This window comes from Frankia sp. CgJB1, from assembly GCF_977947065.1.
The window spans coordinates 1-12651 of record NZ_CDWTNB010000118.1; the positions used below are offsets into that span (position 1 = coordinate 1).

Annotated in this window: 11 protein-coding genes; 3 read left to right on the forward strand and 8 right to left on the reverse strand. The window is 71.1% G+C overall.

What is annotated here, in order from left to right:
- The 4 genes from AC08OT_RS13895 to AC08OT_RS13910 all read right to left on the reverse strand — a co-directional run.
- Positions 1 to 972, reverse strand: a 972-nt coding sequence (locus AC08OT_RS13895) for a DMT family transporter (protein WP_476602891.1), incomplete at its 3' end; no start/stop codon positions are given.
- Between the two features lie 206 nt (positions 973 to 1178).
- Positions 1179 to 2567, reverse strand: coding sequence for a hypothetical protein (locus AC08OT_RS13900; protein ID WP_476594102.1), 1389 nt, complete (start codon positions 2565 to 2567; stop codon positions 1179 to 1181).
- A 62-nt stretch (positions 2568 to 2629) separates the two neighbouring features.
- The gene (locus AC08OT_RS13905; protein WP_476594106.1) at positions 2630 to 3676 is read right to left on the reverse strand and encodes an LLM class F420-dependent oxidoreductase; all 1047 of its coding nucleotides are present in this window, start codon (positions 3674 to 3676) and stop codon (positions 2630 to 2632) included.
- A gap of 123 nt (positions 3677 to 3799) precedes the next feature.
- Positions 3800 to 5047, reverse strand: a complete 1248-nt coding sequence (locus tag AC08OT_RS13910) for an XdhC family protein (RefSeq protein ID WP_476602892.1) — start codon at positions 5045 to 5047, stop codon at positions 3800 to 3802.
- A gap of 272 nt (positions 5048 to 5319) precedes the next feature.
- Here AC08OT_RS13910 and AC08OT_RS13915 point away from each other — a divergent pair, with 272 nt between their 5' ends.
- Positions 5320 to 5829 carry an ester cyclase gene (locus tag AC08OT_RS13915; RefSeq protein WP_476594092.1) on the forward strand — a complete coding sequence of 170 codons (510 nt, stop codon included), beginning with the start codon at positions 5320 to 5322 and terminating at the stop codon, positions 5827 to 5829.
- Between the two features lie 146 nt (positions 5830 to 5975).
- Here the strand turns inward: AC08OT_RS13915 and AC08OT_RS13920 are convergent, their stop codons facing one another.
- Positions 5976 to 6896, reverse strand: a complete 921-nt coding sequence (locus AC08OT_RS13920) for a glycoside hydrolase family protein (RefSeq protein WP_476594091.1) — start codon at positions 6894 to 6896, stop codon at positions 5976 to 5978.
- 197 nt (positions 6897 to 7093) lie between these two features.
- Between AC08OT_RS13920 and AC08OT_RS13925 the strand changes: the two genes are divergently transcribed.
- Positions 7094 to 8128, forward strand: a complete 1035-nt coding sequence (locus AC08OT_RS13925; RefSeq protein ID WP_476594090.1) for a sulfotransferase family protein — start codon at positions 7094 to 7096, stop codon at positions 8126 to 8128.
- On the opposite strand, the gene AC08OT_RS13930 is transcribed toward AC08OT_RS13925, so the two are convergent.
- The 3 genes from AC08OT_RS13930 to AC08OT_RS13940 form a co-directional block, all read right to left on the reverse strand.
- Positions 8061 to 8453 (reverse strand): DUF2237 family protein, encoded by a 393-nt coding sequence (locus tag AC08OT_RS13930; protein ID WP_476594089.1) that lies wholly within the window; start codon positions 8451 to 8453, stop codon positions 8061 to 8063. The two genes, AC08OT_RS13925 and AC08OT_RS13930, sit on opposite strands and share 68 nt — an antisense overlap.
- A gap of 67 nt (positions 8454 to 8520) precedes the next feature.
- Positions 8521 to 10056 (reverse strand): HelD family protein, encoded by a 1536-nt coding sequence (locus tag AC08OT_RS13935; RefSeq protein WP_476594088.1) that lies wholly within the window; start codon positions 10054 to 10056, stop codon positions 8521 to 8523.
- Entirely contained in the window at positions 10049 to 10681 is a 633-nt protein-coding gene (locus tag AC08OT_RS13940) for a hypothetical protein (protein WP_476594087.1), read from the reverse strand. Before AC08OT_RS13940 ends, AC08OT_RS13935 begins: the two co-directional genes overlap by 8 nt.
- Positions 10682 to 10813: 132 nt before the next feature.
- Between AC08OT_RS13940 and AC08OT_RS13945 the strand changes: the two genes are divergently transcribed.
- Positions 10814 to 12559, forward strand: a complete 1746-nt coding sequence (locus AC08OT_RS13945; protein ID WP_476594086.1) for a TAXI family TRAP transporter solute-binding subunit — start codon at positions 10814 to 10816, stop codon at positions 12557 to 12559.
- The last annotated feature ends 92 nt before the right edge of the window (positions 12560 to 12651 follow it).

The following is a 12651-nucleotide window of genomic DNA, read 5'->3' on the forward strand; positions in this document are numbered from 1 at the left end:
CCCCGGGACGCCGGCCCGCCGGCTGCGGCGCAGGTCGGCGCGCAGCCGCTCCAGGTCATGGTGCACCTGTTCCTCCAGCCGGGACAGCCGCCCCTGGGCCTGCCTCGCCACCAGCCGCGACATCTGCCCGGTGATCAGCGGAGACGTCGCCAACGTGCGGACACCCGTGACCATCACGGCCAGTCCGAGCACCTCACCGACCAACGCGAGGGGCGCCAGCCGCAGGTCGCCGCCCAGCAGGGCCACCCCGATCACCACCCCGGCCAGCGGCTCGCTGCTCACCGCGGCGGGCAGCGACGCCGGCAGCGGCGCCATCTCGTAGGCGCTCTGCAGCAGCAACGCACCGACAATCGCCGTGGCCACGACCGACCAGGGCTGCCAGGACACCAGGACCGCATCGATCCCGCGGGTGGTCAGCAGGTGACCGATGCTGCTGGTGAGGGCGGCCTGTATCGCGGACAGCAGGCCCACGGCCGTGGCCAGGATCGGGGCCCGCCGGGCAGCGGTGAGCCGCCGCGTCCCCCACACCGCACCGCACACCAGCCCGCCGGCCACCGCGCCGGTGAGGACCCAGCCGAACGTCGAGACGGCCCCCGGATCGCCCGGGTGCGGATCTCCGGCGATCAGGAAGAGCACGAGGCCACCGGCCGTCGCCGCGGCCGCCGCCCAGTCGCGGCGCGGCACCGCCCGCTGCGCCAGCAGGGCGGCGAGCGGCAGGGCGAACAGTAGCTGGCAGATCTGCAGGGATTCGACGAGGGCCACCGCGCCCCGGCTCAGCGCCGCCGCGGCCAGCACACTGCCGACCACCGCGACGGCGACCCCGACATCCCACCACGGTTGCCGCACCAACCACAGCAGCAGCCGCAGCCGCAGGACGTCATCGGGCGGCGCCCGGAAGGCAACCCGCTGCTGGATCACCGCGGCCACCGCGAAACACACCGCGGAACCGAGGCCGAGCAGATAGGTCGCCACTCCTCCTCTCCTCCTCGATCCCGCGACGTACCTTCCCGGGGAAGGCCAAGGCCTCACACGGCCGGCCCGGTGCGGTCCGGCAGCTCAGATCCCGCTCATCATGCTTGCCGGATCCAAGATCAGGGAAATGACCCCGGCCGGGACCACACCTTCGTCCGCCGCCGGGTAGCACGCCCGGGCTCGGAGGATCCGCGCGGGCGGGGAGGTCACTCACGGCCGACGGCACGGGTCTGCTTGTGGAGCTGGTAGATCCAGGGCGGGATCGTCGCCCAGAACACAATGACGTTACCGATGATCACCCCTTTGGCTCCGCCGAGGAGGAGGCCCGTGACCGGGCCGGCGAGCAGGAAGGGCGTGAAGAAAAGATTGATCCAGAAGGTGAGCCTGGTCCGGCCGAAGGCGTAGAGCACGGCGACCGGTCCCACCGACAGCGCCGGCCCGGCCTGCGCGATCATCGCGAGGAGAAGGAGTTCACGGGTCTGGCTCCAGGTGTCGCCGAGCAGGGCCGCCCCGAAATCGTCGGGGAGGATCAGGAAGATGAGGGTCCACAGCACGCTGGAGGCAACCACCAGCGCGGACACGGCGTAGGCGGCGCGGATGATCCGACGGGCCGGGGCGCCCCTGCGGCGGGCGAACTCGGGGATCGCGAAGCTCATCAACGCGACGGCCAGGTTCGTCGTGGGGGCGAGCAGGGTCTGCAGACCGCGCAGAGCACCGACGAGCGCTGGCGAGCCGATCCCGGCGATGATCAGAATCGACGTCTGCTGCGCCCCCTGGACCGTCACGAACTCGGCGGTCATGAAGCCGGTCGTCTCGCGGTGACCAGCGAACCAGGCGAGCGCCCGCCGCGGGGCGGGCCAGACCCGATGCTGCCCGATGCCGACCACCGCGGCCAGCGCCGCGGCGGCACCCCAGACGAGGACCATCACCGGCGCGCCGCCGGCCGCGGCCCGCCCGCCGATGGCCGCCTCCGGCCCGCCAATGGCCAGCAGGACGATGCCCACGCCCATCCCGGCCGCCCAGACGAGATCGTTGACGACGGCGCGGAGGGGGCGTCCCTGGGCGAACGACGTGTAGCGCCAGGCGTCCTGCACCAGCAGGGCCGGCATGACCACACCCATCGCGATCAGGTTCGTCCCGACCACGCCCTCGAGGACGCTACCGACCGCCATCAGGCCGGCGCCCACGACGGCACCGAGTACCAGGGCCAGGCCGGACGCGGCGCGAGCGGCGGCGCGGAACGCGGCCGGGGCGGCGGCGGCGTAGCTGATCCCCAGGGGCGCCGTGGCAGCCGCGCGCGACAGGCCGACGACGATCGCGAAGATCGTGTAGGCAATCGCGAACGCACCGAACTCGGTCGGGTCGACCCGGCGGGCGATGATGAAGTTGATCGCCGCGTTGGTGCCACTCGACACGACCTGGTCGACGATCGTCCACAGCGCGTTGATCCGGCCGCGGGACCGGGACGGGTACGGATCGGCCGCCGGTAGATCCGCCACCCCTGGACCCGCCGCGATCTGCTCACGCGTGTCACCGTTGGTCAGACCGTCGGTGACGGCGGGGCCGTCACGATACGCCCACCGCGGTCCGCCCACGCCGATGACCCTATCGTGACGTAAAAGTCATCTTGGAATCCCCCGCCTCAGGCGGAGAGCCATCAAAGGCCGTCGGCGAGCTCGCGGATCTGCTCGATGAGACGCACCCGCTCCAGGTGTGTCGGCGCCACCGGATTGACCGCGAGCGTCGTGACCCCGGACTCCGCGAACACGGCGAGCCGCTCGGCCACCCAGCCGCGCGGCCCGATCAGGGAGAGCCTCTCCAGCAGGCCGGCCGGCACCGCGGCGGCGGCTTCCCCCTTACGGCCCGCGAGGTAGAGGTCCTGGACGAGCTTCGCCTCCGCGGCGTAGCCGTAGCGGTGGGCCAGGTCGTTGTAGAAGTTGCGGCCCCGCGCGCCCATGCCCCCCAGGTACAGCGCGACCTGCGGCCGGTCGGTGTCGCGCAGCGCGGTGACGTCGTTGCCGACGGCCAGGGAGGCCCCGGCCCAGACGTCCAGGGTGCCGAGCGCCGGGTCCCGCCTGGCCGTACCGGCCCGCACCGCCTCGCCCCACACCTCGTCCGCGCTGTCCGGCAGGTAGAAGGCGGGCATCCAACCCTCGGCGAGCTCGGCGGCGAGCTCGACGTTCTTCGGGCCGAGCGCGGCCAGCACGATCGGGATCCGGTCCCGCACCGGCCGGTTAATGATCTTCAAAGGCTTGCCGAGACCGGTCCCCCGCCCCGCGGCGAGCGGGATGTCGTAGTGACGGCCGTGGTACTCGAGGACCTCCCGGCGCCAGACCTTCCGGCAGATCTCAATGGTCTCGCGGGTCCGGCCCAGCGGGGCATCGTAGGGGACACCGTGGAAACCCTCGATGACCTGCGGCCCCGACGCGCCGATCCCGAGGGTGAACCGCCCGCGCGAGACGAAGTCGAGGCCCGCGGCGGTCATCGCGATGAGGCTCGGGGTGCGCGTGTAGAGCTGCATGATCCCCGAGGCGATCTCGACGCGCGAGGTCCGGGCGGCGAGGAACCCCAGCTGGCTGACCGCGTCGAAGCTGTAGGCCTCGGCGACCTGGATGACCTGGAGCCCGGCCTTCTCGTAGTCGGCGAGCCCCGAGACGGTCTCCTCGAAATCTCCGCTGTACCCCAGCGACATCGCGATGCGCACGTACGCCACCCCTCCGGCCAGCTCCCGCCACGGCCCCGTCGATCATGTTTGGGGTGTCGGATTTGGAGAACTGGGGCTGGGAGAGTTGTCTCGTTTTTTTATGATCTTGAATACGGATGATCGTCAACACCGTTGATTATCTTGCTGTTCCCGTGCACCCGTCCGCGGCCTCGCCGGGTTCGGCGTGGATGCGGACGCCCGTTGCGGGCGGCCGCATCCACGCCACCGGTTCTGGATGATTTCCGCGGCGATGGAGACGGCCGTCTCCTCGGGCGTGCGCGCGCCCAGATCCAGTCCGATGGGTGAGCGCAGCCGGTCGGCGTGGGTGCGCCGCGACCCCATCGCCCCAACATATCCGGCCGGGGAGCGCAGCGCCGCGCGCAGCACCGGGAGGTCGAATCTGGGGTCGTGGGTGAGGACGCAGATCACCGTGCGCGCGTCGACCTCGGTGCGGGCGAGGAACGCCGCCGGTCGCTCGCATACCACCTCGTGGGCGTCGGGGAACCGGCGAGGAGTGGCGAAGACCGGCCGCGCGTCGCACACCGTCACCCGGTAACCGAGGAAACGCCCGATGCGGACCACCGCGGCGGCGTAGTCGATCGCCCCGAGGACCAGCATCCGCGGCGGGGGCGCGAACGAACGGACGAACACCGGTACCGCGTCGGGTCGCCGCTGCCCGTGGCGGCCCCCCTGCCCGTGGAGACCGTAGTGACGCAGGCCGCTGAGCCCGGCCGCGAGCATGCCACGGGCGTCGTCGACCGCGGCCTCGTCGAGCCCGGACACCTCGGACACCTCGGACGCACCCGACGAACCGGCGGTCCGTTCCGGCCACACTACGACCTGGCTGCCCAGCCGCTCGCCACCGGCCACGGTCAGCAGGGCTACCGGCTCGTCGGCGGCGATCGCTGCAAGGACCGCGTCGAGCGGCGATGGCCCCAGGTCCGGCTGGCCCGGTGGGGGCGACAGATCTGACCCGTCGGGCAGGTGCGGCAGGTGCGGCGTAACAACGAGATCGATGACGCCGCCGCAGGTGAGCCGGGCGGCGAACACGTCGTCGTCGCAGATCCCGTAGGTCTCGAAGGCCGGCGCCCCCGTGCGGACCACCTCGGCGGCCACCTCGTACACGGCGCCCTCCACGCAGCCGCCGGACACACTGCCGACGACCTCGCCGTCGGCAGCCACGGCCATCGCCGCACCCGGCTGGCGCGGCCCGCTGCCCCGGACATCGACGACCGTGGCCACGGCGAACGCGGTGCCCGCCGCCCGCCACCGGCGCAGGGTACCGGCGATCTCGCGCACCGCCCCCACCTCCCCCGCCGACCGGGCGGACCCGCGGGCACGCGCGCCCCCGAGCCCTGGCGTCACCGCCACGATAGAAACCGGCAAGGGCCGCAGGGACCTGACGGTCGCGATCATCACCGGTGCGGGCGGCACGTTCCGCTCCAGCATGGCGGATGCTGCAACGCCGCGTCCCGGTCCACCCGGCCCTGCTGGCCGCATCCCGGAACTCCACGCCACGCGTGCCCGCCTAATTACGACATGCACCGTAATTCGAAGAGCCGAACTGTTCCGCACCCAAACCTGTTGTACGATGAATCCGCAACGAATTCTCCTTCTACGAGAAGGACAAGGAAATAACGACCATGACCACTATTGCCACCGAGGAGCGTATCTCCTGGCAGCGCGCGACAATCGAGGAGCACATCCGCCAGGAGAATGCCAAGGATTGGGAGAAGGTCTACGACACCTTCCTGCGCGATAAGCGCGCCTTCTACGACGTCGTCCCGCTAAATGCCCGCTACGAAGGAATCAACGGCGTTCAGGAGTTCTACGAAACGCTCGCTCTTGCCCTACCGGACTTCATCGTCACTGTCACCGGAGAATACGACCTCCCCGGCTACTCCTGGCGAGAGGTGACCCTGGCAGGGACACATCAGGGCGAGTTCGCCGGCATCGCCCCTCAGGGTCGTCCGGTTCATTTTGAAGGCGTTGTGCTTTACATCTTCAGTGACCAGGAACCGGACAAAATCATCGCCGAGCGCGCGTACTGGGACAACGACTCGATCTTCCGTCAGATAAAGGGGGAGACCGATGCTCCGCGCGGCGGCGTGGGCCTGACTGACCGCGAACCCATCCGAACGGCCATCGCCTGACCCGAACCCGCGGGCAGAGCGCGCCCTCGTCGCGCGAGCACCGCCGTGCCTCTCCCTGGACGCGGCCCCTCCCTAAGGCCGGCAGCACCCCCGCCAAGACGCCGCCAACCAGGGAAAACGACGGCGTTCAGGACACCGGGGGCAGCTCAGGGGGCCGGGTGCAGCTCCGTGCGCAGCTCGTGGCTGCCGTCCGGCCGGGAGGCCTCGTAGTACAGCCGCCGGCCGCCGTCCGGGAGCTCGACCACGCTGACGTAGCGCAGGGCGCCGTCCCCGTCCGGACAGACCGCGACCGGCTCGGTGCCGACCGCGTGGAACCGGTCGACGGTCACCCCGACGGCGAGGCCGGTGCGTTCCGCCCAGTTCTCCGCCGCGGTGGCCCGACCGTCGTACAGGGCGACCGGCTGGGAGCCGCCCGTGAGCACGGAACTGATCCGCACGCCGCGGGCGTCCCAGCAGCCGGGCCGGGGCGCCAGCGCCGTTCCGGTCCAGGTCCAGGTCATGCCGTCCGGGCTCGTGGCGTGGCGGCTGTCCATCCGGTCCGTCGCCAGCGGGTCGTCGAGCAGGTGGCAGGAGGCCCACAGATGCCACTGCCCGCCGTAATGGACCACGACCGGGTCCTTGACGGCGAGGCTGGCCGGATCTCCGGGCAGGACGGTGCGGCGGCGGGCCGGGTCGAACGCCGCGGGGTCGTCGGCCTCCAGCAGGTCCACCCACCAGTGCGGGCTGCCCGGAGCCGCGCAGCTCACATAGAGCCGCCATGATCCCTGCGGGGTCACCACCAGAGCGGGCCGCTCCAGGCTCTCGGCGCCGAACGGGTCCCGGGGCACGACGGCGATCTCGGTGAAGCTCTCCCCGTCGGTGGAGCGGGCGATGACGACGCCGAAACCCCGGCCGATCCCGATGGGACGGCGCAGCCGATAGGCCAGATAGAATACGCTATCCACCGTAATGGCGCACGGCGCGCCGGCCCAGTACCCCGGGCCGTCACCGGGCGGCGCGACCACGGTCACGGCAGGCCTCAGTCCGGGGAGCGGTACGGTCGTCGCCACCAGGTGCTGTTTGCTCATTACCACGCAGCAACCCTACCGGCGGGGTAAGGATGACGAACGTTCCGTTCCGTTCACGCCGTCCCGCCCTGACCGCTACCATCTTGAGGTCCCCGGTCGGATTACTGGAATATGCGAGGTGCGTACCCCGGCCCCGGGGCTGCCTACGGCCGACCCCAGTCGCTCATCGACCCCAGTCGTCCAGGAGCGCCCGTCATATGGCCCTTCCCGACTTCCTCGTGATCGGCGTGCCGAAAGCCGGAACGACGGCGCTGCACGCGGCACTCGTCCGGCACCCGGCGCTGTTCCTCCCGTCGGCGAAGGAGCCGAAGTTCTTCCTGTCACAGGGGCCGCCGCCGGCCCGGGGCGGCCCCGGTGACGCCCAGACGTACCAGGAGCACGTGTGGCGGCGGGCCGACTACGAGGCGCTGTTCGATGCCGCTCCGGCGGGGACGCTCAAGGGCGAGGCTACTCCGTTCTACCTCTACGACCTGGACGCCCAGAACCGGGTCAGGCGGTTCCTGCCGAAGGCGCGGATCATCGTCATGCTGCGCAACCCGGTCGACCGCGCGCATTCGAACTGGACCCATCTGTGGGCGGCGGGGCTGGAGCCGGAACGTGACTTCGTCCAGGCCTGTGCCCTGGAGCGTGAGCGCCGGGACGCCGGCTGGGCCCAGTTCTGGCACTACGTCTCCCTAGGCCTGTACGGGGAGCAGCTCAGCCATCTGTTCACCCTGTTCTCCCGCGACCAAGTCCTGCTGCTGCGCTACCGGGACCTGCGCGACTCCCCCGCCGCCACGCTGGACCGGGTCTGCGAGTTCCTCGGCGTCGAGACGGGTCTGGTGGACCTGGTGCCCGCCGAGAACGTCACGCCGTTCGTCGCGGACACCCCCGTGAACAGCGTGCTGCGCGCGGCGCTGCGCACCGGCGGGCGGATCGGGCATCACTTCCCGGTTCCCGTGCGCAGGACCTTCCGCGGTCCGCTGCTCACCGCGTTGCAGCGGCAGAAGGGCGGGCGCCCGAAGCTCACCCCCGAGCAGCGCCGCGCCGTGCTGCCGTATTTCGTCGACGACATCGCCCGCCTCGAGGAGATCACCGGCCTGTCCTACGCCGACTGGCTCACCGTGGGCCTCGAACCCGAGGTCATCGACGGGCGGGGCCGGCGACCGACGGGGCCGGCCGAGGTCAGCCGAGCGATCGTGGGTCGGCGGGCACGTCGACGGCGTGGGCGTGCAGCGCCTCCAACGGGATGATCTCCAGGGCGCGTTCGTGCGTCGAGGCCAGCACGACAGGCGCGGCGGCCCCCGCCTCGTAGGCCTGCAGCCACCGCACCGCGACCACGCACCAGCGGTCACCCGGGCGCAGGCCGGGGAAGGAATACTCGGGTCGGGGCGTCGACAGGTCGTTGCCGACCTGCCGCTGGTGCCGTAGGAACTCGGTGGTGACCACCGCGCACACGGTATGGCTGCCGAGGTCCTCCGGACCGGTGCTGCAGCACCCGTCGCGGTAGAAGCCGGTCACCGGGTCGGTGCCGCAGGGCTCCAGTTCCCCACCGAGAACATTCCCTTCATCTGCCACATCGACAGTTTCTCCCACTCGTCCGGTGGCGACACGGCAACCACCCGGATCGGGCCCGCAAGGTCGCTCACCGCAGCTGTGCGGGCAGCACGTCGGCGTGCACGATGGTGAGGGCGCTCACGGCGCGGGTGAGGACGACGTAGAGCCGGCGCAACCCCTGCAACGGCCGCGCCTCACCCGCCACGATCGCGGCGGGTTCCACCACGATGACATGGTCGAACTCCAGTCCCTTGGCGAGCGAGGCGGGCACGAGGCAGGCCCGCCCGGGTGGGGTGTCCCCGTCGAGCGGGACGATCGGCAGCCGCGCGGCGTCCAGCGCCGCCGCGAGTGCCGCCACCTCCCGGTCGGCCATGATGATCGCCAGCGAGCCGGGGTGGGGCAGGGTCCGGCGGGTGTGGTCGACCACCGCGGCGGTGAGCCCCTCCGGGGTGGTCGGGGCCGTCGTCAACGCGCCGCGCGTGGTCCGCGCCGAGATCGCCGGGCGCAGATCCGGGGCGATGTGGCGCAGGAGCCGGTTCGCGAAGTCGAGGATCTCCGCGGGCACCCGGTAGCCTCGGGTCAGCACCTCCAGGTGCGCCGTGGGTTTGCCGAGATGGGCCAGCAACGTCGGCCACGAGGTCGCGGCCCAGCCGGTGGTGCCCTGGGCGATGTCCCCGAGGACGGTGGCGGAGCCGTCCGCGCAGCGGCGGCCGAGCGCGCGGCACTGCATCGCGGAGAGGTCCTGCGCCTCATCGATGATCACGTGCCCGAAGCCCGGTTCGCTCTCGATGAGGTCCCGGGCCTCATCGATGCAGAACGCGTCGGCGAGCGACCAGCACGCCGTCCGGGCCCCGCCTCGCGGTGCGCCGGTCAGCAGCAGGCGCTGTTCGTCGCCGGTGAGCACCCCGCTGGCCGCCGACGCCAGGAACGCCGGGTCGGTGAGCAGGCGGTGCACCAGGCCCGGCGCGTCGGCCCGCGGCCAGACCGCCTCGACGGCCTCGCGGACGGCCCGGCCGCGGGCGAGGGTGCGCAGTGCCCCGTCGGTGAAGAAGTGTCCGCTCGCCTCGGCCCGGCGGCGGACAGACTCGGCGATCCGGCCGGCCAGGCGTGCCCGGGCGGTGCCGTAGCGCAACGCGCCCGCCCGCAGCTGCGCAATCAGGTCGGCGGCCAAGTCCGCGAACTCGTCGGCGCCGACCGTCCACCGGCCGACCCGGGTGTCCACGGAGACCGGCCGGGTGGGCAGGCGGATCGCCCCGTGCAACGCCCGACGGATCACCGTCGCCACCCGGACGTCGCCCTTGAGCGCGGCCACGTCGTCGGGGTCCGTGCCACGCACGGCGACCGCGCCCACCACGTCGTCGAGGGTGCTGTGCCGCACCGTGAACTCCCCGAGGGAGGGCAGCACCGCGGCGATGTAGCCGAGGAAGGCGCGGTTGGGGCCGACGACGAGTACCCCGGAGCGCCGCAGCTGCTCGCGGTGGGCGTAGAGCAGATAGGCGGCCCGGTGCAGCCCCACGGCGGTCTTGCCCGTCCCCGGGGCGCCCTGGACGCACACGCTCACGGCAAGATCCGCCCGGACGATCTCGTCCTGCTCGGGTTGGATCGTCGCGATGATGTCACGCATCGGCCCGGTGCGAGGCCGCTCGATCTCCCGGTCCAGCAGGCCGCCGGCCGGCCCGGTCGCCTCTCCCGCTGCCTTTCGGCTTTCCCGCCGCCGGCTTTCCCGCTGCCGGGCGGCGGGGGACGAGCGGTTCGTCCTCGAACGCGGTGAGCTCCGCCCCGTCGTAGCCGAACCTGCGTCGGACCGTGAGCCCCATCGGGTCGCCCGGATGCGCCCGGTAGAACGGCCGGGCGACCTCGGTGCGCCAGTCGACGACCAGCGGATCGTCCCCGGCAGCCTCGCGCACGTGCCGCCGCCCGAGGTAGAAGCGCTGGCCGGGGACCCGGGGCGCGTCGGGCCCGTAGTCGACCCGGGCGAAGAACAGCGGCGTCGAATCCTCCTGCTCGGTGAAGCTGGCGAGCCGCCGTTGCTTCGCCAGCTTCAGGTAGGCGTTCGTCACCTTGTCCACGACCGCGTCGCCCGCGGCGATCTCCGTTCCCTCGATCTCGGCCCGCATCCCCGCCAGCGCCCGCCGGCTGCGCCGGAGGTGCTCGCGTTCCGCGGCCAGCTCCGCGTCCGGTTCGGCCACCTCGACAGTCAGATCGACCGGATCCACATCCGGTTCGGCGTTCATGCTGTCGATCACCACCGAGCGCCCCTTTCTTAAGTCGGCAAGAAATGCTATCCGGGCGAGGACGGCACTCCCCGCGTTCCTTGAGGACCGAGGCTGGCGGAGTCGCGCGTTCGACTCACATCCGGGACGGCGGGTCTATAGCGGTTCGTGACCGGATGGCATGCTGTAGGGCATGGGCGTGGATACGGGGATCCAACCCTCGGACGACGACACCGCGGGGGGCCGGCGAAGACGGACTTCTTCGTCTCCTACACCGCGGCCGATCAGCAGTGGGCGGAGTGGGTCGCCTGGCAGCTGGAGGCGGCCGGCTACCGGGTACTGATCCAGGCCTGGGACTCCATCCCTGGCTCGATCTGGGCTTTCCGCATCCAGCAAGGCGTCACCGAGGCCGCGCGCACCATCGCCGTGCTCTCCGAGGCCTACCTGACCTCCGACCGCGTCCAGACGGAATGGCGCGCCGTCCACGCCGCCGACCCGCTGGGCTTCGCCAGCAGGCTGATACCCGTCAAGATCACCAACTGCCCTCTGCCTGATCCGCATCCGCTCCGCCAGATCGTCTCGTTGGACCTGTTCGGCCTCGACGAGCCTGCCGCCACCACCCGCCTCACCAAGAAGATCAACTCCCTGCGCAAGGGCAGGGAAAAACCAAGCAAGGCGCCGCCCTTCCCTAAGCCTCCCTGGCCTGGCCCGGTTCCGCCTGTGGACCCATCACACAGTGGCCGCTCCACTATTGTCATTCACGCTTGGCGGGGTGTCTGGCACTGGGTTCGTGCCCACCCGCGGCGGACCCTTGCCGTCGTGGTCGTGGTTGTGGTGACGACGTGGCCGCCCTGGCCGGGAGGCGATCCCGACCCCGCCCCACCATCCGGGCCGAAAATTGCTGCGATAGGCCAATGCGACAGTGTCTCGATCATGACTGGTCAGCCGGACAGCCCCTACAACAAGTACGGCGAGGCGCTGGCCGGTCTCCTCCGCACGGCCTATCCCGGCACGAAGGTGAACGTCGTAACGACGATCGGCAGCGCCCACAACCTGAACACCCTGCGCGACCCCAACGCACGCTGCAGCCTGTCGATCGTCCAGCTCACAACAGCGGTCGACGCCCGCTACGCTGTGTCGCAGTTCGCCGGTTCCCCGATAGACGAGTTGCGTTCGGTCGGACCGCTATGGTTCGACCTGCTGCAACTCGTCCTACGCCAAGGCTCCGACATCACTACCGCAGACCAGCTCTGCTCCGGAACACGCGTCGCCACCGGACTCCCGGACTCCGGAACCTTCCAGATCGGGCAGGTTCTCTTCCGCCAGATTCAGCTCGCCGCCGGCCCACAGCCCTCTGCCTGTTCCCTCACGCCTGCCACACCTGAGCCGATGACGCTGGTCAACGGCCTAGCAGCACTGCGCGCCGGGCACGTCGACGCGGTGCTGTGGTCGGGCGGAGCACCCACCGACGAAATCTACCGGGAAGCAACAGAAGGAGTAGGCCTGCGCCTGCTCCCCCTCGCCGGCTACCAGCGGGCCATGGAGACCGAATGGGACAACTTCTACCGGTCCAAGGCAGGGAACAGCTTCGCCCGCGGGCAGATCTACGGCAACCAGACCATCGGGCCCCAGGACTACCCCGGCATCGAACCAGCCTCCACCGTCGCCATACCCAACGGCATCGTCGCGACCGAGGCCACAGACCCCGACCTGGTCTGCTACACCGCCCAGGCCCTCACCAACCAGCGCGCCGTCTTCGAACGCGCACTGTGGCCCGACGACGCAGGCCGGCACTTCCTAACAAGCCGCCAGACGGTAGGGACCAATCCCGCCTACTGCCTGGTACCCCTACATCTCGAGGCGAAGAAGTACTACGAATCAGTCAAGATCCACCAAGGCTGCCCGGCATCCTGACACCGGCTGTGCGCCGAACAGCGTCACCGCCACCAGCACGACGGTCGCGATCGGGCTGACGCTCCCGGCGGCCAGCGCCGCGATGCCCGGCT